Source organism: Methylophilus sp. OH31, from assembly GCF_000576615.1.
GTDB lineage: Bacteria > Pseudomonadota > Gammaproteobacteria > Burkholderiales > Methylophilaceae > Methylophilus.
The window spans coordinates 151,690-174,268 of sequence record NZ_BAUS01000001.1 but is presented as its reverse complement, the minus strand read 5'-3'; the positions used below and the strand labels follow the sequence as shown (position 1 = coordinate 174,268).

Genomic DNA, 22,579 nt, shown 5'->3' with positions numbered 1-22,579 from the left:
GCTAAAGATCACTTGCTTGTGCCAGTCTAATAAATGCTTGTACATAATCAATTTCTACATCTGTTTCGCGGATACCCAGGTAAATCTGCTTAGCAATGCCTTGCTCGCCTAACTTGACCGGCACCACATCGAAACGGCTTTGATATTCCTCCACCAGCCAGCGCGGTAAGGCCGCGACGCCGCGGCCACTGGCGACCATTTGCAGCATGATGTCAGTGGTTTCTATCGGTTTGTGTACCTGCGGGCTGATGCCTGCCGGTTGCAGAAACTGGTTGTAAATATCGAGTCGATCAATATCTACCGGGTAGGTGATCAAGGTTTCACCGCTGAGTTGTTCGGGGCGCACATACGCCAGTGGGGCCAGTGCATGCTGGTGATGTACCACCAGCACCTGCTCGTAATCAAATACCGGTTGAAACATCAGCCCGGGTTTATACAAGGGGTCAGGCGTGACCAGCATATCGATCTCATAGCCAAACAAGGCGCCTATGCCGCCAAACTGGAACTTCTGTTTTACGTCTACATCGACATCCGGCCATGCGGCCAGGTAGGGTGACACCACTTTGAGCAGCCACTGGTAGCACGGGTGACACTCCATGCCGATGCGCAAGGTGCCACGCTCGCCTTGCGCAAACTGGCGCAAGCGCTCTTCTGCTAACGATAGTTGCGGTAGCAGCCGGTTGGCCACTGCCAGCAAGTATTGTCCGGCCTGGGTCAGGCGCAGGCTGCGGCCTTCACGTAACCAGATATCAGTACCCAGTTGCTGTTCCAGTTTTTTTATCGAGTGACTCAGCGCCGACTGCGTAAGAAATAGATGTTCAGCGGCGGCGGTCAGTGAGCCTTGCCGTTCGACTTCGCGAATAATCGCTAGATGGATGCGTTCAATCATGTTTTTATATATGAATAAAATTAATTGATTGTTGAAATAATACCATTTTACTTCATGATTTGCCTTTTTTAGAATGCGTGTTCTGAAACGATTATTGACGAGGCTAGCATGGTCACCACACACAATCTTGGATTTCCGCGCATAGGCGCAAAACGCGAACTGAAATTTGCTTTAGAGGCTTATTGGAAAGGACAGTCTTCATTAGACGCATTAAAGCAAGTGGGCAAAGACTTGCGCCAGGGCAACTGGGCGTTGCAATCGCATCTGGATCTGGCGCCGGTGGGTGACTTTGCGTTTTATGACCAGGTGCTGGATATGAGCTTTACGCTCGGTCACTTGCCCGCCCGTGTACAGGGTTTTCATGGCGACCCACTGGATAATTATTTCCGTGTGGCCCGTGGACGTTCCGCAGAATCTGGCGAGGAGCATGCGCAGTGTTGTGGCGGCGTGGCGGCGGGGGAGATGACCAAATGGTTTGATACCAATTACCACTATATCGTGCCGGAATTCACCGCCGAGACACGGTTCAAGCTGGATACGACACGCTTGCTGGCGCAGTTGGCAGAAGCGCAGGCGCAACATGTCAAAGCTAAACCAGTCATTGTCGGGCCGGTGACTTACCTGGCGATTGGTAAGGCCAAGGATGCTTCAGACCGCCTGGCCTTGCTGCCGCAATTGCTGGTGGTGTATAGCGAGTTGCTCGAGGCGTTGGCGGCGCAGGGCGTGGAGTGGGTACAAATAGACGAGCCTATTCTGGTGACTGAACTGGAGGCTGAATGGCAGCATGCATTCAACCTGGCTTATCACCAACTCAAGAGTAGTCGCATCAAGATTCTGCTCGCGACTTATTTTGGCCCATTGGTTGATAACCAGTATCTGGTGGCGAATTTGCCGGTGGCGGGTTTGCATATCGATGCCATCAACGCGCGCCACGAGATTGTGCCTTTGCTGGCGATGTTGCCGGCGCACAAAGTGCTTTCATTGGGCGTGATTAATGGCCGCAATATCTGGAAAACTGATTTGAATGGCACCCTGGACTGGCTGGAGCCCATCGCTGAACGCCTGGGTGACCGTTTATGGCTGGCGCCTTCTTGTTCACTGTTGCATGTGCCGGTGGACCTTGATAATGAGGTGAAATTGGATAGTGAGGTCAAGTCCTGGCTGGCATTTGCCAAGCAGAAGCTGGAGGAGTTACAGGTGTTGGCGACGGCATTGAATCATGGTCGTGCCGCGGTGAAAGTGGCTTTGGCTGTGAATCAGGTGGTGATTGATGCACGCCGTACCTCGAAGCGCGTCCATCAGCCGCAGGTGAAAGCCGCGCTGGAAACACTGACACCGCAACTGGGGCAGCGGCAAAATCATTATGTACAACGTGCCGCCAAACAGGCCGCCTTGCTTGGTTTGCCCAGGTATCCGACCACCACCATCGGCTCTTTCCCGCAGACGGCAGAAATCCGCCATGCCCGCAGCCAGTTCAAGGCCGGGGCGTTGAATCAGGCAGCTTACCAGCAGGCGATGAAAGCCGAAATTGAGCGTAGCGTACGTGAACAGGAAGCCTTAGGGCTGGATGTGCTGGTGCACGGTGAAGCCGAGCGTAACGATATGGTGGAATATTTTGGTGAGCAGTTGGAGGGATATGCCTTCAGCCAGTTTGGATGGGTGCAGTCGTATGGCTCGCGTTGTGTCAAACCGCCTATCCTGTTTGGGGATATCAGCCGTCCACAAGCCATGACGGTAGCGTGGATCAAGTATGCGCAATCACTGACCAGCAAGCCGATGAAAGGCATGTTGACCGGTCCAGTGACGATACTCAACTGGTCTTTTGTGCGTGATGACCAGCCACGTTCAGTCAGCTGCTACCAGTTGGCACTGGCAATTCGTGAAGAAGTGCTGGACCTGGAAAAAGCCGGTATCAATGTGATCCAGATTGATGAAGCCGCCTTGCGTGAAGGTTTGCCATTGCGCAAGTCACAGTGGAAAGAGTACTTGCAGTGGGCAGTAGAGTCATTCCGCATCACCGCCAATGGTGTTGCCGATGAAACGCAAATCCACACGCATATGTGCTATTCGGAGTTTAATGACATCATCGCTTCGATTGCTGACATGGATGCTGACGTGATTACCATTGAAACCTCACGTTCAGACATGGAGTTGCTGGATGCGTTTGATGATTTCAACTACCCGAACGAGATCGGGCCGGGCGTCTATGACATTCACTCGCCGAATATCCCGACCCAGGCGCATATTGTGCAGTTGATGCAAAAGGCTGCCGAGCGTATCCCTGCCGAGCGTTTGTGGGTGAACCCGGATTGTGGCCTGAAAACCCGTCAATGGGCCGAAGTGTTGCCCGCGTTGACTAATATGGTGGCCGCAGCAAAAACCTTGCGCGCCCAGGCTTAGGTCACGATACAGCTTGCTGGCATCCGGCGTCGGGTGCCAGCAAATCTTGCCTTCTCTTTGCGTTTTTTAATCTAGTTGATAATGATTTTCATTTGTATTTTTTCATCGAGGCCGCTAAGATGTCCGTTTAAATAATTGTCTGCCTTATTGCTGTGTTGCTCCATCCCGAAAACTCCAAACTTGTGGTGACCCTGGTGTATCACTACGATGAATTGGTCAATTATGTGAAGCGTCACTTTGGTGACCAGCATTTCGCACAGGATGTGGTGCATGACGTCTGCATAGAGATCATGGAGCGGCCACTGGGCCAGCCGGTGAATACCCCCATGGCCTTTTTGCGTCAGCTTTCCAGAAACCGGGCCATAGACCGTTACCGCCAGCAGCAGACGCAGCAGTCTCACGTGCACAGCATGCAGGACACGCTGGCGCAGACACATGAGGTGGATGGCGAGCGGGTATTGCACTTTGTGCAGCGATTAGAGGCGTTAAAACGCATTATCGAAGCATTACCGCCGCGTCAGCAGCAGGTGTTTCTACTGCACCGATTGCATGAAATGCCACAGCAGGAAATTGCGGATGCGCTAGGTATTTCGCGCAATATGGTGACACAGCATTTCACCAAGGCGATGGCGACCATCCAGCGGGCGTGGGGAGCGCAGGCATGAAGATCAGTTGCCATGAAGCTCGCCCGTTGCCGGAGCAGGGTAATGTACCGGATGTGCTCAGCCCTTATACGCAGGCATTACGCAACCACTTTCCTTCGCGGGAAGACATTCTGCGCGCAGCCCAACAGCAGACCCGGCAACAGCGCCGTTTGAAAAAAATCACTGCTGGTATTGCCGCCATCAGCGTCATTGCACTCAGCTGGTATGTAGACCCGGTATTGCAGCGAGAAGACCTGCATACCATGGTCGGGCAGCAAGCCAGTTATATGTTGAAAGATGGCAGCCGCGTCTCGCTTAACACCAATAGTGTATTGCTGGTTGAGCAGCGTCTTTACTCCCGGCAATTACGTTTGCAGCAAGGGGAGGCTTTGTTCAGTGTCGCGCATGCATGGCGACCTTTCACTGTCTATGCACATCAGACCGCTATCCGGGATATTGGCACGGTGTTTAATGTGCGTCATCATGGACAAGGTGCCGTGGTGACGGTGGTTGAGGGTGCGGTAGAAGTACGTACGGCCTCCGCGCAACGCCAGATTTTCCAGAACCAGTCTGTGAGCACGCATGCGGCTGACATGTCGACAACACGCCATGCTTCAGCGGCTGCTGCGACTGTCTGGCAGCAAGGGCGGCTGATGTTTGACGGCGATACCCTGGCAGAGGTTGTCAGCGAGTTGCAGCGTTACCATCACGGGCAGATTGAAATTGCAGATGCACGCATCGCCCATTACCGCATGTCAGGCGAGTACGATATCAATGGCATCGATGCATTGATCGATACCTTGCCAGAAATTTTACCGGTACGCATCGCACGGCACGAGGGTGGAACCATCGTGATCCGGCAGCGCTAATCATGGTTGAATCATTTGCCATTTCTGCCAGAAAGTGCCTACCATGGCCTTGCTGAATGTACGCTGGCAGCAATTGCACGATGTTTACCGCCAGCATCATGACTGGCTGCAGGGCTGGTTACGCAAAAAAACCGGCAATAGCTGGGATGCGGCAGATATTGCGCACGACACGTTTGTGCGCATCATGCACCACAACAAGCTGGCCCAGCTCGGTACAGAGCCCAGGGCCTTGCTGGTGCATATCGCCAAAGGGTTGGTGATTGACCACTGGCGCCACCAGCAAATCGAACGCGCGTATCAGGAAACACTAGCACAATTGCCTCCCGGTTCGTGGCCGTCGGCTGAAGAGCAGCACCTGATTCTGGAGTCGCTGCGGCAAATTGATCGCCTGCTGCAAACCATGCCCGCGCAAACGCGCGCTATCTTCCTGCTGGCGCAACTGGATGGGCTGACTTACCAGCAAATTGCGGATCAACTGGATATGTCACTCATCACTGTCAAACGGCATATGCGTAAAGCCTATCTGGCGTGTTTAAGCCTATGATTTCAAACACCCCCCAAACGCTGGATCCACAGGTGCTGACCCAGGCCGTGGACTGGCTGCTTAAATTACAGGCGGAGGCGGCAAATCCGGCGACACAGGCGGCGTTTGAACATTGGCAAAGCAGCCATCCACAGCATGCAGAAGCCTGGTCACGACTCACGCAGATAGAGCACACATTTGGACAAGTGCAGCGCAAAGCTCTGGCCAAACAGGTGCTCACGCGCATGGATCATGTGTCACGCAGGCATGCACTCAAAAAGCTGGGCACGCTGGGGCTGATATTACCCAGTGCCTGGCTGGGATATCGCGCCTTGCCTTTAACACGCTGGCAGGCTGAATATCAGACGGCTGTCGGTGAACAAAAGCACCTGCATTTGCGAGATGGCACGCATCTGGTATTGAATACAGACTCTGCCGTGGATATTCAGTATCACCAGCAGCGGCAGATTGTGTTGCATCAAGGTGAGGTTTGGCTGGAAACCGGGCATCAGGACAAGCGTAAATTGGTCGTCATCACGCCGCATGGTGAGCTGGTGCCATTGGGCACACGCTTTAATGTCAAGTTGACTGCTGAGCGTACCATATTGGCGGTGACCGAAGGCGAGGTGCGTATTCAACTCGACAATGGCCAGAGCAGCGTGGTACAGGCCGGGCAGCAACGTGCATTCAATCGCCATGGCTTAGAGCAAATACGCCGTGCTGAGCAACACGTGGGGTATTGGCAGCAGGGCATGTTGCTGGCACAGGACATGCCCTTAGAAACGTTGCTCAAAGAACTGGCACGCTATCGTCATGGCGTCATTCGTTGTCACCCTGACCTCAGGCAAATGGTTGTGTCTGGTGCGTTTCCTTTAAACGATACTGATGCTGCGCTCGATTTATTACAAAAAACCTTACCGGTACGCGTGCTTATCCCCAGCCGTTACTGGATCATGGTTGAGCCTGCCAATACGGCAGGATAAAAAATGTTGCTCACCCTGATACTTTTTTAGTCCTCATCCGGTGTACATGATGAAGGCCATGACCTGGCCATTTCGTTATTTATACTTAGGGAGCAATCAGGATCATGTCATCCTCAACATTTCAATTCACTCCACTTCAGCGTGCGCTGCGTATTGCGCTCTGTGGCTGGAGCCTTATGCTTGCCGCCAGCCCGACGCCGGCCCTGGCAGACAACGCGAAAGTGACTTCGGAAAAACAACGCTATCAACTGGCGCCAGGCCCATTGGGACATGTGCTGGCAGAGTTTGCCGCATTGACTGGCACCCGTTTATCTTTTGACCCGGCACTGGTAGCCAATATCAAAAGTGACGGCCTGCAAGGCTATTACAGCGTGAATGAAGGCTTTGATACTTTGCTTAAAGGCAGCGAGTTTACGCTGGAGGACAAGGGCGGACAGCAATATTCGTTGAAAAGAACGGCCAAAGTCAGTGGCCGAACAGCGCCAACCATCGTCAACACGGCATCGATCGATACCTTAAGTGAGGTGGTGGTCAAAGGTGAAAAAATCGAACGCAAACTGAGCGAAACATTCTCCAGCGTGGCGGTGGCAACCGCGCAAGATATACGCACTCATTCTGATCAGTCATTGGCAGATATCATGGCGCGTACGCCTGGGGTGTATACGCAATCGCGTAATGAAACCTGGGGTATCCGTGGTGTGCCAGTCACCGGTTTTGATGACCAGGGGCCACTCTCGCTTAATAATGCGGTATCGGTGTTTGTCGATGGTGCCTTGCAAACCAGCAGTATGGTGACCATGAGCCCGCTCTCGACCTGGGATATGAAACAGGTTGAAGTGTACCGTGGCGCACAATCCACCGTGCAAGGCCGCAACGCATTGGCGGGCGCTGTCATTATGCAAACCAATGATCCCGAGTTCAAAAATGCACTGACATTGCAGGGTAATCTTGGTAATTACTACCAGCAGGGTGGGGCATTGACGGCGAACGCCGAGCTGGTGCCGGATGTGCTGGCGGGCCGTTTTACATTGAATGTGCAAAATGAAGATGGCTATATCAAAAACCGTGTTCTGGATAACAACGCCGACCCGCGCCGGTCTATCAATGCCCGTGGCAAATTGCTGTTACTGGCGGGTGAAAAAACAGAAGCGTTGTTGACGCTATCGCATACGGATTATCACGCCGGTAGCAATGGCGTAACGCAAGTCAATAACCAGCCACAGTACTACCGGCTGGTTCAGAATACAGATGCGTTTGATGCTATACAGCAAAATGAGGCAACCCTGAAGCTGACTTACCAGTTAAGCCAGCCATGGCTATTGACCAGCATCACCTCAGGTACCAATGCCAATTATCAAAGCTTGCTGGACTTTGATCAGGGCGCAGTAGACAGTGAGGAAGCCAATCGTCACCATCAAACCAGGTTATTTAGCCAGGAGTTCCGTGCCACTTACCAAGGGGAAACACTGAAGGCTCATGCAGGTTTCTATTACGGTTCTTCCAGAATCAAGTTTAATGATACCTTGGGTATTGTGGGCTTGGGATCGGTATTGATGGCAGATGGCAGAAGCCAGATACGTAATAAGGCCATTTTTGGTGAGGTCAATTGGGATTTTGACCCGCACTGGCAGGCCATTGCCGGTTTGCGTTATGACCGTGAGAAGAATGAGGCCAAGGTAGACTATGTGCTGGATACCTTCTCGCTATCACCAGTCACAGAAGCCGATGACAAAAAGACTTTTGGCGCCTTACTGCCAAAAGCGGGCATCAACTATATCTGGTCGCCTACCCAGCGAACCGGGTTTATGGTGCAACGTGGTTATCGGGGCGGTGGTATTAATATGCGGGTGCCATCCGATCACCGGCCATATGATGCCGAATTTACTACCACCTATGAATTTTCTTATCGGGGTAGCTGGCCTGAATACGGCCTGAAAACGTTTGCCAACGTGTATTACACCGATTGGAAGGACCAGCAGGTGCGTCAGCGCGATGCATTGAATCGTTTGTATATTTCTAATGCTGCCAGAAGCCGTATGCGCGGCCTGGAGGTCTCCGCTGAGTATGCGATTAATAGTGACTGGCAAATGATTGCTGGCGCCGCCTACAACCACACTGAGTACCTGGACTTTATCAACAGTGATGGCCTCAATATGCGCGGCAAGCAGTTCATTATGGCGCCGAGAACCAAGGTGAATCTTGGGCTGAATTACCATTTGGGCAATCAGTGGTTGTTCAATGTCGATACGGTATACCAGGACAGCAGTCCGTCGGTCTATCTGCTGACGGAAACCCGGCGTAACGACAGTGTGGTGCTGGTCAATGCCAACGCCTCTTGTCGCCTGAACCCGCGTACCACAGTCAATGCCTTTGTACGTAACTTGTTTGGTCGCGAATATATCACCAACAATAGTAGTGGCGATGTCATTGATGTCGGCGCACCACGTTTGTTCGGTGTGGCGCTCAAACTGGAGATTTAATGATCCCTATCTGATCTTCAAGCACCGGCTCGCATACGCCGGTGCTTTTTTATCGGGGGCTTATTATTTTTTAGAAAAATATTAAAACAGACCTCAACATCTTTCATCGCTCAAACGACATGCCAGTATTACTGATTAATTTAACTGTACTGGATTACACATGCCTCGTTCCCGTTGTTCTGCTTTTATGGCGTTGTTGCTCGCGCAACTGACTTTTCCTGCTCTGGCTGTTGAGCTGAATATTCCATCCCAGCCCCTCGATAAAGCACTGAATGCACTTGCGCACCAGACTGGGGAACGTATTATTTTTTCGACCGGTATTACCGATAAGAAAACCTCATCGACCCTGAAAGGGGATTACACCACGCGCCAGGCATTGGAAAAATTGCTGGCCGGCAGTGGGTTGATGATCAAGCCAACCTCCACTGGCGGCTATGCCATTACCGAGGTGCCGCCAAAGTCTGAAAGTAAAGCGGACCCACAAACGTTGCCTGAGGTGAATGTGTCAAGCCAGCGTGTTGAGGAAACCGCTTATGGACCAGTTAAGGGCTATGTGGCTAAGCGCAGCGCGACAGGTAGCAAAACGGACACGCCATTGGCCGAAGTTCCACAATCGATCTCAGTGGTCACCCGCGATGAAATGAATGCCAGAAACGTGCAGACCTTAACCGAGGCTGTGGCATATACCCCGGGTGTGCGGGTCGGTGCGTTTGGTTTTGACCCGCGCTTTGATTCCTTTAGTATTCGCGGTTTTGATATGACGTATACCGGGGTGTATCGCGACGGGCTGCGTCAGCTCAGCAGCAATTTTGCGCTGTATAAAGAAGAACCTTATTCTGCGGAGCGGATTGATATCCTCAAAGGCCCGAGTTCTGTGTTATATGGCCAGGCCGAGCCCAGCGGGCTGGTGAATATTGTGAGCAAACGTCCGCAGTTTGAAGCCAGGCACCAGGCTGATATCCAGTTAGGCAACTATGACAGGCAACAGGTGCGCTTTGATACGACTGGCGCGTTGGATGCTGACAATACTCTGGCTTATCGCCTGACCGGTTTGTATCGTGATAGCGATAGCCCGGTCAAAGGCGGGCATGATGACCGGACGTATATCGCACCGGCTTTCACCTGGCAGCCCAATGAGAAAACTACATTGACGATATTGACGCATTACCAGAAAGATACGACGGTTGGTAACTCGTCCTATTTTAATGACACTAACGGGCGTGTGGTGAGAAGCTTGCCAAGCGGCGATCCGGCGTTTCAGGATTTCACTCAGGAGCAATACCAGATAGGCTATTTATTTGAGCACTTGCTGAATGAACATTGGACCTTGCGCCAGAATGTGCGTACCGGGCGGGTGGATGCGGATGCCCGCTATACGCAGATTGACAGTGTCAGTGGCAATGTCGCCAGCCGCAGTACCGGGCGGTTGGTCGAGCGCTTGCATACTTATGCCATTGATAACCAGGCACAGTGGCAAGGCAATACCGGCAGTGTGCAGCATACGGTCTTGTTTGGCCTGGATTGGACCAAGTCTCTCAACAACGGCAAGATGGGGTTTGGTGCAGCACCTGATCTTGATGTCAGCACACACAACTATGGTGCACAGCCTATCAGTAGCCCAGTGCTGGATCAGCCTTATGAATATGGCATGCAACAGACCGGCATATACGCTCAGGAGCAACTCAAGTGGCAGCAATGGATATTGACCATAGGTGGTCGCCGCGACTGGGCAGAAACCGCACAGAAAACACTGACAGACGATGATGATGGCAACTTTAAGAAGTTTACCGGCCGGGTTGGCCTGAGCTATCAGCTGGAGCATGGCGTGATGCCGTATATCAGTTATGCGACCTCTTTTGTACCAGTGGTGGGCCGCAACGCTGCCGGGGGCTTTTTCAAGCCAACGACGGGCAAGCAGGTCGAGGCCGGGGTGAAGTTCAAGCCAGAAGACCTCAACCTGATGTTGACGGCATCGGTGTTTCAAATTACCCAGCAAAATGTGGTGATTGCCAGCGGGCCAGCCAGCCAGACCCAGGCGGGAGAAGTCCGTTCACGCGGCTTTGAAGTGGAAGCGAAAGCCAGCCTGGATTCTGGTGTCAACGTGACAGCTGCTTATACCTATTTGATGCCTAAACTGACCAGCCGCCAGGACGAGAACTATGACAACCTGCTGTCTGGTCAGCCTAAAAATAACCTGTCATTGTGGGCGGACTATACCTTGCCTTCGGGTAGCCTGCAGGGCTTAGGTATTGGCGCAGGTGTGCGTCATATGGGGGGTAGCTATGGGGATGATGCCAACAGCTTTAGCAATAATAGTGCGACCGTGTTTGATATGACCACGCACTACCAAATTGACCAGCACTGGCGCTTAGCAGTCAATGCCACCAACCTGGCAGATAACCGCTATACGATTTGTACCCAGGGCTATTGCTATCTGGCACAACCACGGACAGTCATTGGCACCCTGGGCTATACCTGGTAGTCGATGCATGAGTGAAAGCGGGCACGTGCCACTTTCACTCGTCCGCGGCTATTGAAATCCCTCATCAGCCGCCCGCTGAGTTGCGTGAATAAAGTGATAAATGTTAAGATGAGAATAGTTATCATTACCTTCTTGCAATTTGTCACCTCCAATGGCGCCTGTTTCTGGTCAAAATTCAAATACGCATTTACTGAGCGCGCCAACGGGCGATGTGCCAAATCAGTCTTTGCTGACGTTGGCATTAGTCAAGCATTACGACCATTTGGTTGAGTATGTACGCCGCCGTTTTGGCAACCATGGTTTTGCCCAAGATGTGGTACAGGATGTATGTGTACATGTGATGGAACGCACGCCAAAAGAGCCGGTGCGTATTCCCTTGGCGTTATTAAAACGTATTTCGCACGACATTGCCGTTGATCGTTGCCGTGCAGAAGACTCCCGCCATGCTTATGTGCAATCGCAAGAGGTGCTGCCAGAGGTTGCTTCAAATGCGCCCTGTGCCTCACGTATTTTAAGTGCAAAGCAAGAGCTGCAACTACTGGCGGAGGCGATCAATGCCTTGCCAGAACGCTGTAGACTGGTGTTTATCATGCATAAGATTCACGAATTGCCGCAAGCTGAAGTCGCAAGCCGGCTCAATATTTCCACTAAAATGGTTGAGAAGCATTTGCGTGCTGGCATGCTTGCCTGCCGCACCAGACTTAGTCGCTTCAACGTGTTGTAAGGCTCAACTGCATGCAAAAGAAAACGTCCACACCTGCAGAGTTTTTGAATGAAGATGACGCGATTGCAGCCAATCGTGCGCAATTACAGCAGTTATTCCCGTTGCCCGACGAGGCCCTTTATCAGGCCGAGAAAAACACTTCGGCCCTCAAGCGGAATGTGAAAAAGGCCTTGCCAGTGTTAGGCTTTGTCTTCGCGGTATTCTCTCTACTGCTCTGGCTAAACCCTGCCTATAAAACTGAAACAATCGCCTCTGCCATTGGCGAGCAAAAAACGCTGACATTGGTGGACCATAGCCATTTAACGCTGGATACCAATACGCAATTGCAAGTGCATTGGCATTTGCGGTCAAGACAAGTTGTTTTAACGTCTGGTCGCGTGATGTTTCATGTGGCGCATCAGGCGTATCGCCCTTTTTACGTAAAGGCTGGTGCGACACGCATCAAGGTGATCGGCACTATTTTTGATGTCTTACTGCAAGGCGACCAGGCGACCGTGACGGTGTTGCGCGGTAAGGTGCAGGTGCGCAGATATCACAATGCCTACACGCAATACCAGGAAGTCTATCTGACAAAAGACCAGCAAACGCAATCTTACCCAGCCCGCCCTCTGTTTGTCCAAACGGTGGATACTAAAACGCAGACAGCCTGGAAAGACGGAAAAATCATATTTGAACGCACGCCATTGCATCAGGCGCTGGCAGAAATGCAGCGCTATGAAACCAGGCCGGTGGTACTGGCGGATGCGCAATTAGCCAATTTGAAAATCTCTGGTACGTTTAATACAAAGTCTACCGATGATGTGATCAAGCTGCTGCCGCAGATCTTGCCGGTGAAGGTTATTCACCATGCCGATGGCGCCATTTATATTCATACGAAATAATTTTTAATTTATTTTTGAAAATGAAGGTAGGGTTGGAGCCCTGCTGATACGGCTACTCTTTGAAGCAATTTCATACTGAAATATTTTTCTAAAAGAGAGCTAAATTGAACACCGCGTTATTACATCGTCCACAAGAACATTCAACATTATCGACGCTTAAGCGTTTACGCATTCCCGCACTGATTGCCTGCATGTGCCTGGCGTTCTCAGCACAAGCAGAATCCAAACGCGCAATAGAGATCAAACGTGCACCGCTAGACAAAGCGCTGAATAGCCTGGCGAGCCAGGCTGGCGTACAAATACTGTTCGCCAGTGATGTGGTGGCCAATCATCAATCCACCGCGTTGAAAGGCAACCTGAGTGCAAAACAGGCCTTGAGTCAGATGCTGGAAGGCACCCATCTGGTGGCTAAAGAGCAGGCGGATGGCACATTTATCATTGTGAAAGCGCCTGAAGTCAAAACGCAAGTGTCGCCGGAACAGACGTTGCCAGAAGTCGTGGTCATGTCGGAAACGGAAAAAGAAACCGCTACCAGTCATGTGAATGGCTATGTGGCAAAACGTAGTGCGACCAGTTCGAAAATGGATTTGCCTATCCTTGAAACGGCGAGGTCGATTTCCGTGGTGACTTCAGATCAGGTGGAAGCACAGCAACCACGTTCGATTACTGAAGCGCTATCCTATACCGCAGGTGTCACCACGCCAGGTTCGGCCTTTTCTGTGACAGACGCCAATATTTTCCTGCGCGGTTTTTCGCTATATACCAACGGTACGATTTATGCCGATGGTTCGCTGATGGGCTCACGGTCTAACTACAACAGAACTGCGGCGGAGCCCTATGGTCTGGAGCGTATTGAAGTGTTGCGTGGCCCGGCCTCTGTTACCTATGGTAGAAACGAACCTGGCGGTATGGTGAACCTGGTCAGCAAGATGCCTTCGGTCACGCCGATACATGAAGTACAGGTACAAGCTGGTAGCTTTGACCGTAAACAATTCGCGCTTGACCTTAGCGACAGGATTGACGATGAAGGGGTGTGGAGTTATCGCCTTACGGCACTTGAGCGTAAAAGTGACTCGCAGGTAGAGCATGCTCAGGATAATCGTACGTATATTGCCCCGGCACTGACCTGGCAGCCATCGGACAAGACCAAGGTCACACTATTAAGCAAATATCAAAAAAATGAGGGTTTATCTAATAACACGCTGCCCGCCGTGGGGACGGTGTTTAACAACCCTAACGGCAATATCCCCGTCAGCCGTAACTCAGGCAATCTCAAGCAAAACCACGAAAGTTATGAAAGTACCTCCATTGGTTATATCTGGGATCAACAACTCGCGGATAACTGGGGCTTCCGCCAGAATACGCGCTATACCGACTTTGATGGTTCTAGATACTCCATCCGTGTAGATGGTTATGTGCCCGGGCAGTTACGTGTGATTGAGCGTCGCCAATGGCAGATTCCCGTCATCACCGGCAGCCTGTTCACGATGGATAATCAGGTGCATGGCAAGTTTGCCCTGGCTGGGATGGAACATACCTTGTTGCTGGGCACAGACTACCACACGGGCAATGCCACCATTAAACGTTTAAACAGCACCACCACAGACCTGGATTTATATGATCCTGTGTACGGTTCGCTGGCGGTGGGCCCATATACCGGTGTGACTAAAGATACGGATAGCCAGACCGGTATTTACTTGCAAGACAGTATCAAAATCACGCCGAAGTGGATTGCCTCTGCAGGCATACGCCGTGACCACGCAAAAGTGAGCAGCAAGGATTATCTGGCAGACACCTCGCAATCTAATCAATATCATGCGACGACGGGCTCCGCAGGCTTGTTGTATCTCACCGATATGGGCGTGGCACCGTATGTGAGTTATGCCGAGTCATTCGCCCCTGAAGGCGGCGCTAATTTTGCCGGTGAGTTATTTAAGCCACAAGAAGGCAAGCAGGTTGAAGTCGGTGTGAAATATGAACCCAAAGGCTATAACGCCTTATTTACCGCTGCCGTGTATGACTTGAAGAAGTCCAATGTGCCGACGACGGATGTTGCGCATCCGGACTTCAGTATTGCGCGTGGTGAAATTGCATCACGCGGACTGGAACTGGAAGCCAGGGCAGGTATTACTTCAAATCTCAACCTGATTGCCAGCTATACCTATACTGATATTAAAGTGACCAAGAGTAATGATGCTGACCGTGGCATGCATATCCCTGGCGTACCAAGAAATATGGCTTCTGTCTGGGCGGATTACAAAATGACTGGGGCGTTCTCAGGCCTGAAACTGGCCGGTGGTTTGCGTATGCTGGGTGAAACCTACGGTGATTATGTCGAGTCGTTCAAAGTGCCTGGCTACACCTTGGTCGATATGAGTGCACGTTATGACTTGTCTAAAGCGAACGCTTCGCTCAAGGGGGCAGAGCTGGCTGTGAGCGCCAAAAACTTAATGGATAAGCGTTATGCCATCTGTGACGACATCACTTCTTGTGAATACGGTTCACGCAGGACGGTATTGGGCACGATGACTTACCGCTGGTAATTGGTCGCTGTTGAAACTGCACACCATGCCACTCAGGTAAGTGGCATGGTGCCTGTTTTTGTGAACTGGATATGCTTGATGGGGCGTGCTTAATGCGTCAAACATTTGTTGTGCTGCATCGTTATGTTGGCTTGGTGATGGCGCTGTTCCTGGTTGTGGCTGGCTTTACCGGGATATTTATCGCTTTTTACGATGAACTGGATGCGTGTATTCATCCGGAGGTGATGCGCGTCGTACCGCCCGCCAACCAGGCCATGCTAAGCCCGGTCGCATTAACGGCATTAGTGCTCAGGCAATATCCTGACGCAATGATTACCAGGATAGATTTAAATCAGGTCGCGGATCAATCCAGGCGTTTTCGTTTACAGCCACGCCCAGGCCTGCCTGAGAGTAGCGTCCTCAACAACGAAGTATTCGTGAATCCTTATACCGGTCAAATCCTCGGTGAGCGTAAATGGGGCGATATTACGCAGGGCACGATTAATTTATTGCCTTTTATTTACCGCCTGCATTTTTCACTGGCGTTAGGCAGTGTGGGCGATTATCTATTTGGGATTGTGGCGTTATTGTGGACGCTGGATTGTTTTGTCGGCGCGTACTTAACGTTCCCAGCACCACAGCGTACATCCACCATCAGGATCAAAACAAAAGAGCAGCATTGGCTCAGTCGCTGGTGGAAAGCATGGAAAATTCGCTGGCATGGTGGCTCCGCCAAGCGGAATTTTGACCTGCACCGGGCAGGTGGTTTATGGGTATGGGCCATGTTGTTTGTATTTGCCTGGTCCAGCGTGGCGTTTAATTTACGTGAGGTGTACACGCCGGTGATGGACACTCTGTTTGCCCGGCAAAGTTTTGATGAAAAAATCCCTACACTGGCGCAACCTTTGACCAGTCCCCAGCTGGATGTGAGTGCCGCCCTGGGTACAGGCCGCCAGTTGATACAACAAGCCAGTCACGATGATGCATTCACGATTCATCATGAAGCCAAAATTTATTATGATGCCAGCAAAGGTACTTATACCTATGTCGTGAATTCAAGCCGGGATCTTTCTGAAAAAACCGCAGATACCGCGGTGATATTCAACGCCAACAGTGGCGAGCAATTGGCTATTTATCTACCGACCGGTGAAGCGGCGGGCGATACCATCACGCAATGGCTGCTGGCGTTGCATACTGCACAAGTATGGGGCCTGCCCATGCAGATATTTGTCTGTGCCATGGGCTTTGGCGTGGTTGGTTTAACCGTGACGGGAGTGCTCATTTGGCTGAAAAAACGACGCTCCCGCAAACTTGCTCATCAGCTTAAGGGTTCCCGTCGCTAGCAAATGACTCAGCTTTATACAGGTTGTTTTTTGTCTCCGGCGCAGAGGCTTATGCAAACCCATTGTTAATGATAAAATAAGAATCATTATCATTAAAAATCTAGAGTCTGGCCTGTATGTCGGCAAACGAATATCCTTTGCAACAAACATTGACTGCACTGTATACAGAACACCATTCCTGGTTACGCGGCTGGCTGCGGGGTAAGTTGGGTTGCAGCGAGAAAGCGGCGGATCTGGCACAGGATACCTTTCTACGTATCCTGGCTGCTCGCCGTGCCCTGAGCGCGCTGGAACAACCCAGAGCCTATCTGACCTCCATTGCCAAGCATTTGCTGATTGACCACTGGCGCCGGCAAGATATTGAACGTGCCTGGCTGGAAACACTGTCCACCTTGCCCGAGTCTTACGTGCCTTCTCCCGAAGAGCATGTCCTGGTATTGGAAGCCCTGTTCCGGGTGGATCTTTTACTGGACAAACTCAAGCCCAAGGTACGTGAAGCTTTTCTGCTGTCGCAACTGGATGGGCTGACTTATTGCCAGATTGGCGAGCAATTGGGCGTCGGCGAGCGTATGGTTAAAAAATATATGGCACAGGCCATGGTGGCGTGCCTGCAGGTAGAGTATGAGTAGTCTGGCACCCGAATCACAGGATGAACAAGCCGTTATTGCGCAGGCCGCGGAATGGTTTGCGCTGTTGCAAGATGAACACAGCAACGAGCAGGATCGTCAGCGCTGGCAGATCTGGCTGGCGGCGCATCCTGCGCACGCACGGGTATGGCAGCGGGTGGAGGCGATTAGCCAGCCATTCCGGCAACTGGTGGAATCACTGCCTGTTCAGGCTGGCCATGACACGCTGGCGCAAGCACGCTTAGCCAGCCGGCGCCGGGCGTTGCGCCTGCTGGGCATGGGTGCCGTGTTGGTGGGGACTGGCGGGCTGTTACGGCAGATGTTGCCGTGGCAGGCGTGGCAGTATGAATATGCCATTGCACATGCTGGTTATCGTACCGGGGTCGGGCAACGTCAACGGTTCACTCTCGCCGACGGAACCGTACTGATCCTGAATACCAATACCGCTGTTGATGTTGTGTATGGACAGCAGTTACGCCGCATCGTCCTGCATCGGGGGGAGATTCTGGTGACATCTGCCCATGATCAATACGCCCGGCCATTGGTGGTGGATACTTCAACGGCTCGCGTAACGGCGCTGGGCACACGGTTTACTGTCCGCAGTGATTTACACGGCGGACACGTGGCCGTATTTGAAGGCGCGGTGCAGGTAGCGCCACATGCCGCAGTGGCCGTACGCGTTGCAGCGGGCCAGCAAGCTCGGTTTAATGCTAATACCGTGGTGGCGGATGGTGCTGCTGACCTGGCACGTGAAGCCTGGTCACAAGGCAAGATTGTTGCCGATAACATCGCGCTGAGTGATTTTGTCAATGAACTGGTGCGCTATACTACCGTAAACATCAGTGTGAGTCCGCAGGTCGCTGCTTTGCGGCTGGTGGGTGTGTACTCGATAACCACGCCTGCGCGCGATATCCCCCTGATTCTGGCTAACCTTGAAAATGCACTGCCTGTACGTGTGCAGCAAACCGCAGGCGCAAACATGGTCATTATTTCTCGTTAAAAACAGTTCCCCTTTTTGCAAGTTGTTCGGCATACCAGTTGAAACTATCTGATATGACTTGAATCTGGAGCCTGATTTTATGCAGAACCCCCTTTTATTCCCGCGTCGCATGATGATCACGGCAGTGCACTTTGCATTGCTGGCGACGGCCGGCAGCCTCACTATTGCTACGCCTGTGGCACACGCCCAAACGCTAGAAGCGCAATACAATCTTGATATCGCGGCAGGCCCGCTGTCTACGGCATTGACCCAAATTGCGTTGCAAACCGGGGCAAATCTGACAGCCAATGCTGCGTTGACCAATGGTAAAAAGATTGCCGCGCTCAAAGGAAACATGACACTGAGCCATGCGCTGGAAAAAATATTGTCAGGCACTGGCCTGCAGGCGGTGCAACTGGGTAATGGCTATGTGTTACGTGCGACACCGGCGGCCTCACCTGTGGTCAAAGAAGAGACGGATGTCTTGCCTGAAGTTAATGTGACAGCGCTGGGCTATAAAGAAAATGCATATGGACCCGTGAACGGGTATGTGGCCAAACGTACGGCCACGGCGACCAAAACCGATACTCCTATTATCGAAACGCCGCAGTCTATCTCAGTGATTACTGCGGACCAAATCACTGATCAAAAAGTGATGTCCATTCAGGAAGCCCTGCGCTATAGCACCGGTGTTGCTGCCGATCAGTATGGGATGGATTCGCGTTCGGATGGATATGCCATTCGTGGGATGGAGGCTGTGCAGTACCTGGATGGCCTGCGCCAGATTAATACTTATTATTCAGAAACGATCCGGCCAGACCCGTTCATGATGGAGCGCGTTGAGGTGTTGCGCGGTCCGGCATCAACTTTATACGGTCAAGGCGGTGTCGGCGGCATTGTCAACCTGGTCAGTAAACGGCCACTGACTGAAGCGCGCCGCGAAATTGGCGTCTCTTTGGGTAACTATGATTTCAAGCAAATCCAGGCAGATTTTACTGGGCCGGTTGCCGATAGCGATACGCTGTTTTACCGCTTGGTCATGGTTGGCAAGGACACGGATACGCAAGTCGATCATGCTTATCAAAAACGTACATTGTTTGCGCCATCTTTGACCTGGAAGCCTAGCGATAAAACGAGCCTGACTTTAATTGCCCGCTATCAGCTGGATGACTCACTGCCCACGCCGCAGTTCCTGCCTGTGTATGGCGTCCTCAAACCTAACCCCAATGGCCGCATTCCTTACGATAACTACCTGGGGGAGCCTGGTTTCGACAAGTACATCAGTGAATCTACCCATCTTGGCTGGATTTTTGATCATCAGTTGAATGATACCTGGTCGGTGCGGCAGAACTTCCGCTGGACCAAAAGCCGTAATAATTACAGCTCACTGTATGTGAATTCATTTACGTTTGATCCAAGTGTGAATCCATTCCCAACAGCAGGCCAGAATGTTTTGCCTCGCTATTACGATGTATCAAAAACGCATTCCTTTACATTGAATGTCGATACCAATGCCAAAGCACACTTTGATCTGGGGAGTACGCTGCATACCGTGTTAATTGGCCTGGATTATGCGCGATTCCGCAAAACGGGCGTGGCAGGCTATGACGATGGTACTGGTAATCTGATTGATATTTACAACCCTGTCTACGGCAATATTGATTCGGTGGCGACATTGTCGGCATTACCAGAAACACGTGTGATGCAAACAGGCTTGTATTTGCAGGATCAAATCAAGTTTGACCAGCACTGGGTGCTGACGGCCGGTATCCGTCGTGACAAAGCTGAAAACCGCAGTGAAGGTTCTGTCCCGCAGGAAAGCTACAAAACCACGCAGCGTTATGGCCTGAACTACCTGTTTGATAATGGCTGGTCGCCTTATGTGAGTTATGCTGAGTCCTTCCTGCCACTGACTAATTTGTCAGTGAATGGCGGTTATTTAAAACCACAGGAAGGCAAACAGTGGGAGGCCGGCTTGAAATACATGCCTGCAAACTCGCCGACGCGTTTCACTATTGCCGCCTATCATTTGGCTGACGAGAACCGCCCGATTTATGTCATGAGTAATCTCTATACGCAAAAGGGCAGGATTGTGTCGCGCGGTATCGAAATGGAAGGCGCAACCAGCTTTGGTGACCGTTGGGACGTCCTGGCTTCCTGGAGCTACACAGATGCCAAGTATGACGTCACTGATAATCCGGCAGAAAAAGGGCAGCAGGTTGAAACCATTCCTAAATACCTGGCTTCCGGCTGGCTGACAAAACGCTTTTCTATCGGGGATGTGAGTGGGTTCCGTGCCGGTTTTGGGGTGCGCTATATTGGTGAGTCCTGGAACTCTACCCATATTGTTAAAACGCCAGACGTGACTTTGTTTGATGCCATGATAGGCCTGGATTATGGCAATTGGCGCTATGCACTGAATGCCAGCAATCTTGCAGATAAAGAGTATGTGTCTACTTGTATTACACGTGGCGATTGCTGGATTGGTGCTCGCCGTGCGGCCATTGCCAGTGCAACTTATAGCTGGTAATTGCTGGTTTGATGAGTGAATATTGTTTGGCAGACATATCATGGCAAACAATATTCGCGACTAGCACAGACAGGCATTGCTGCCACAGTGAGCGGATGGGGGGTATTTGCCAGTCAGCGTCTTAAGCGGGCGTGCAAAATGAATTTTACATGATAGAATGAGAATTATTATCATTTGAATCATGAAGTTCGACCGTCACTATGTCTGCAAACGAGCATGCATTCCAACACACACTACATAGCTTGTATAGTGACCATCGCAGCTGGTTGCAACATTGGCTAAGGCGTAAATTGGGATGCCGTGAGCAGGCAGCAGATATGGTGCAGGAAACATTCTGCCGTTTGCTATCGCTTTCCGATGCCGATCTTAAAGCATTGCAGACCCCGCGCGCTTATCTGACGACCACTGCCACACGTTTGCTGATTGATCAGGCGCGGCGGCAGAAAATAGAGCAGGCCTATCTGGAAGCATTGGCACTGACCCATGCGGAAAACTATGTGAGTTCGCCCGAGCAGCATCTGGAAGTGATCGAAACCCTGACCTTGATTGCCGCCATGCTGGACAGTATGGCGGATAAGCCGCGGCAAGCTTTTATGTTGAGCCGGCTTGAAAACATGACGTATGCCGAAATTGGCGTAGTGCTGGGTGTTTCTGTCAGTATGGTCAAACAATATATTGCCAAAGCCATGGTGCATTGCCATCGTATTGTTTATGGTGAAGTGGTTTAGCCTGATGCAACACACCACATCTTCTCCCGATATTATTTTACAGGCCGCAGAATGGCATACACATTTGCATGCCGACCATGTCAGTGAGGCTGACCGGATAGCATTTGCGCAGTGGTTAGCGTCGGATGCACGTCATGCCACCGCATTTACACAAATGGAAAAACTGTGGAGCCGTTTTGATGCGGCACAGGAGACTTCGAGCAAACGTGCCCTGAATGCGGTGCTGAAGCCGTCCAAACACAAACGGAACAAAGTGTTCACGACCGGGTTGTGTTTGCTGGCCGTCATGCTGGTTGGCAGCATGGTGGTAAATAGCCTGCCTGCCCGTGTCATGCTGGCGGATTACCATACCGGCATTGGTGAGCAACGCACGATTGAGTTGGCTGATCATAGCCAGATGACCCTGGATACGCATAGTGCTGTGAACATCCACTTTAATGCAGGCCAGCGCCGCGTCGAGTTGCTGCAAGGCAAGATCCTGCTGCAGGTGGCCAAAGATGCGCAGCGGCCATTTGTGGTCGAGACTGCCGAAGGGACGGCGCGTGCGCTAGGCACGCAATACACGGTGGGGCGCCAGCATCACGTCACGCAGGTCATGGTGATTGAGTCTAGCGTCGAAGCTTGTACTGTACAGCGCTCGTGTGTGACTTTATCTCCCGGCGAGGCTACGCTGCTGCAAAACGATCTGCCAGCCAGTAAAACCAACGCCGATATCCAGAATGAAACTGCCTGGATATCATCCAGGCTGGTGGCAGATGATCTGCCACTCTCCTTGCTGCTCAGCGAATTACAACGCTATCATCAGGGGCATCTTTACTATGATGCTGCTGCGTTAGCGCATGTACATGTGTCAGGCGTGTTTGCGCTGAATGATACGGCCCGTACGTTGAAGGTGTTGGCCGATACGACGCCAGTCACCATGACGCATTACACGCCCTGGCTGACGTCGATTCAGCCAGCACATTAAACCGGCCAA

The 22,579-nt window shown here is 51.7% G+C and carries 17 protein-coding genes; 16 read left to right on the top strand and 1 reads right to left on the bottom strand.

What is annotated here, in order from left to right; translation table 11 throughout:
• Nucleotide 1: 1 nt before the first annotated feature.
• A complete protein-coding gene (locus OH31_RS00735; RefSeq protein ID WP_024929223.1) occupies nt 2–889 on the bottom strand; it encodes a LysR family transcriptional regulator in 888 nt (295 codons plus the stop codon).
• 108 nt (nt 890–997) lie between these two features.
• Here OH31_RS00735 and metE point away from each other — a divergent pair, with 108 nt between their 5' ends.
• The 16 genes from metE to OH31_RS00650 all read left to right on the top strand — a co-directional run bounded on the left by metE (nt 998) and on the right by OH31_RS00650 (nt 22,570).
• A complete protein-coding gene (gene metE, locus OH31_RS00730) occupies nt 998–3,289 on the top strand; it encodes a 5-methyltetrahydropteroyltriglutamate--homocysteine S-methyltransferase (protein WP_024929222.1) in 2,292 nt (763 codons plus the stop codon).
• 152 nt (nt 3,290–3,441) lie between these two features.
• A complete protein-coding gene (locus tag OH31_RS00720; protein WP_164480671.1) occupies nt 3,442–3,954 on the top strand; it encodes an RNA polymerase sigma factor in 513 nt (170 codons plus the stop codon).
• Nucleotides 3,951–4,802, top strand: a complete 852-nt coding sequence (locus tag OH31_RS00715; RefSeq protein ID WP_024929219.1) for a FecR family protein — start codon at nt 3,951–3,953, stop codon at nt 4,800–4,802. The genes OH31_RS00720 and OH31_RS00715 overlap by 4 nt, the downstream gene beginning before the upstream one ends.
• A gap of 43 nt (nt 4,803–4,845) precedes the next feature.
• Entirely contained in the window at nt 4,846–5,346 is a 501-nt protein-coding gene (locus OH31_RS00710) for a sigma-70 family RNA polymerase sigma factor (RefSeq protein ID WP_024929218.1), read from the top strand.
• Nucleotides 5,343–6,308, top strand: a complete 966-nt coding sequence (locus OH31_RS00705) for a FecR domain-containing protein (protein WP_024929217.1) — start codon at nt 5,343–5,345, stop codon at nt 6,306–6,308. The genes OH31_RS00710 and OH31_RS00705 overlap by 4 nt, the downstream gene beginning before the upstream one ends.
• Before the next feature lie 104 nt (nt 6,309–6,412).
• On the top strand, nt 6,413–8,788 hold the full coding sequence (locus tag OH31_RS00700; protein WP_242402152.1) for a TonB-dependent receptor: 2,376 nt from the start codon (nt 6,413–6,415) through the stop codon (nt 8,786–8,788).
• Between the two features lie 160 nt (nt 8,789–8,948).
• Nucleotides 8,949–11,270 (top strand): TonB-dependent siderophore receptor, encoded by a 2,322-nt coding sequence (locus OH31_RS00695; protein WP_242402151.1) that lies wholly within the window; start codon nt 8,949–8,951, stop codon nt 11,268–11,270.
• A 211-nt stretch (nt 11,271–11,481) separates the two neighbouring features.
• On the top strand, nt 11,482–11,994 hold the full coding sequence (locus OH31_RS00690; protein WP_242402150.1) for an RNA polymerase sigma factor: 513 nt from the start codon (nt 11,482–11,484) through the stop codon (nt 11,992–11,994).
• Nucleotides 11,995–12,005: 11 nt separating this feature from the next.
• Nucleotides 12,006–12,875 carry a FecR family protein gene (locus OH31_RS00685; RefSeq protein ID WP_024929213.1) on the top strand — a complete coding sequence of 290 codons (870 nt, stop codon included), beginning with the start codon at nt 12,006–12,008 and terminating at the stop codon, nt 12,873–12,875.
• 104 nt (nt 12,876–12,979) lie between these two features.
• Complete coding sequence (locus OH31_RS00680) at nt 12,980–15,418, top strand: TonB-dependent siderophore receptor (RefSeq protein WP_024929212.1); 2,439 nt, start codon at nt 12,980–12,982, stop codon at nt 15,416–15,418.
• Nucleotides 15,419–15,510: 92 nt separating this feature from the next.
• Complete coding sequence (locus OH31_RS00675; protein WP_024929211.1) at nt 15,511–16,740, top strand: PepSY domain-containing protein; 1,230 nt, start codon at nt 15,511–15,513, stop codon at nt 16,738–16,740.
• Nucleotides 16,741–16,856: 116 nt separating this feature from the next.
• Entirely contained in the window at nt 16,857–17,369 is a 513-nt protein-coding gene (locus OH31_RS00670) for a sigma-70 family RNA polymerase sigma factor (protein WP_019882862.1), read from the top strand.
• Nucleotides 17,362–18,366: a FecR domain-containing protein gene (locus tag OH31_RS00665; RefSeq protein ID WP_024929210.1), complete on the top strand. Its 1,005-nt coding sequence runs from the start codon at nt 17,362–17,364 to the stop codon at nt 18,364–18,366. Before OH31_RS00670 ends, OH31_RS00665 begins: the two co-directional genes overlap by 8 nt.
• A 79-nt stretch (nt 18,367–18,445) precedes the next feature.
• Nucleotides 18,446–20,875: a TonB-dependent siderophore receptor gene (locus OH31_RS00660; protein WP_036298445.1), complete on the top strand. Its 2,430-nt coding sequence runs from the start codon at nt 18,446–18,448 to the stop codon at nt 20,873–20,875.
• A 200-nt stretch (nt 20,876–21,075) separates the two neighbouring features.
• Nucleotides 21,076–21,603 carry a sigma-70 family RNA polymerase sigma factor gene (locus OH31_RS14295; protein WP_024929208.1) on the top strand — a complete coding sequence of 176 codons (528 nt, stop codon included), beginning with the start codon at nt 21,076–21,078 and terminating at the stop codon, nt 21,601–21,603.
• Nucleotides 21,587–22,570, top strand: a complete 984-nt coding sequence (locus tag OH31_RS00650) for a FecR family protein (protein ID WP_024929207.1) — start codon at nt 21,587–21,589, stop codon at nt 22,568–22,570. The genes OH31_RS14295 and OH31_RS00650 overlap by 17 nt, the downstream gene beginning before the upstream one ends.
• Nucleotides 22,571–22,579: the final 9 nt, after the last annotated feature.

Bases quoted from the DNA above. Each gene is read 5' to 3' on its own strand.
- OH31_RS00735 (WP_024929223.1), bottom strand. From the start codon at position 889: ATGATTGAACGCATCCATCTAGCGATTATTCGCGAAGTCGAACGGCAA.
- metE (WP_024929222.1), top strand. From the start codon at position 998: ATGGTCACCACACACAATCTTGGATTTCCGCGCATAGGCGCAAAACGC.
- OH31_RS00715 (WP_024929219.1), top strand. From the start codon at position 3,951: ATGAAGATCAGTTGCCATGAAGCTCGCCCGTTGCCGGAGCAGGGTAAT.
- OH31_RS00710 (WP_024929218.1), top strand. From the start codon at position 4,846: ATGGCCTTGCTGAATGTACGCTGGCAGCAATTGCACGATGTTTACCGC.
- OH31_RS00705 (WP_024929217.1), top strand. From the start codon at position 5,343: ATGATTTCAAACACCCCCCAAACGCTGGATCCACAGGTGCTGACCCAG.
- OH31_RS00700 (WP_242402152.1), top strand. From the start codon at position 6,413: ATGTCATCCTCAACATTTCAATTCACTCCACTTCAGCGTGCGCTGCGT.
- OH31_RS00695 (WP_242402151.1), top strand. From the start codon at position 8,949: ATGCCTCGTTCCCGTTGTTCTGCTTTTATGGCGTTGTTGCTCGCGCAA.
- OH31_RS00685 (WP_024929213.1), top strand. From the start codon at position 12,006: ATGCAAAAGAAAACGTCCACACCTGCAGAGTTTTTGAATGAAGATGAC.
- OH31_RS00675 (WP_024929211.1), top strand. From the start codon at position 15,511: ATGCGTCAAACATTTGTTGTGCTGCATCGTTATGTTGGCTTGGTGATG.
- OH31_RS00670 (WP_019882862.1), top strand. From the start codon at position 16,857: ATGTCGGCAAACGAATATCCTTTGCAACAAACATTGACTGCACTGTAT.
- OH31_RS00665 (WP_024929210.1), top strand. From the start codon at position 17,362: ATGAGTAGTCTGGCACCCGAATCACAGGATGAACAAGCCGTTATTGCG.
- OH31_RS00660 (WP_036298445.1), top strand. From the start codon at position 18,446: ATGCAGAACCCCCTTTTATTCCCGCGTCGCATGATGATCACGGCAGTG.
- OH31_RS14295 (WP_024929208.1), top strand. From the start codon at position 21,076: ATGTCTGCAAACGAGCATGCATTCCAACACACACTACATAGCTTGTAT.
- OH31_RS00650 (WP_024929207.1), top strand. From the start codon at position 21,587: ATGGTGAAGTGGTTTAGCCTGATGCAACACACCACATCTTCTCCCGAT.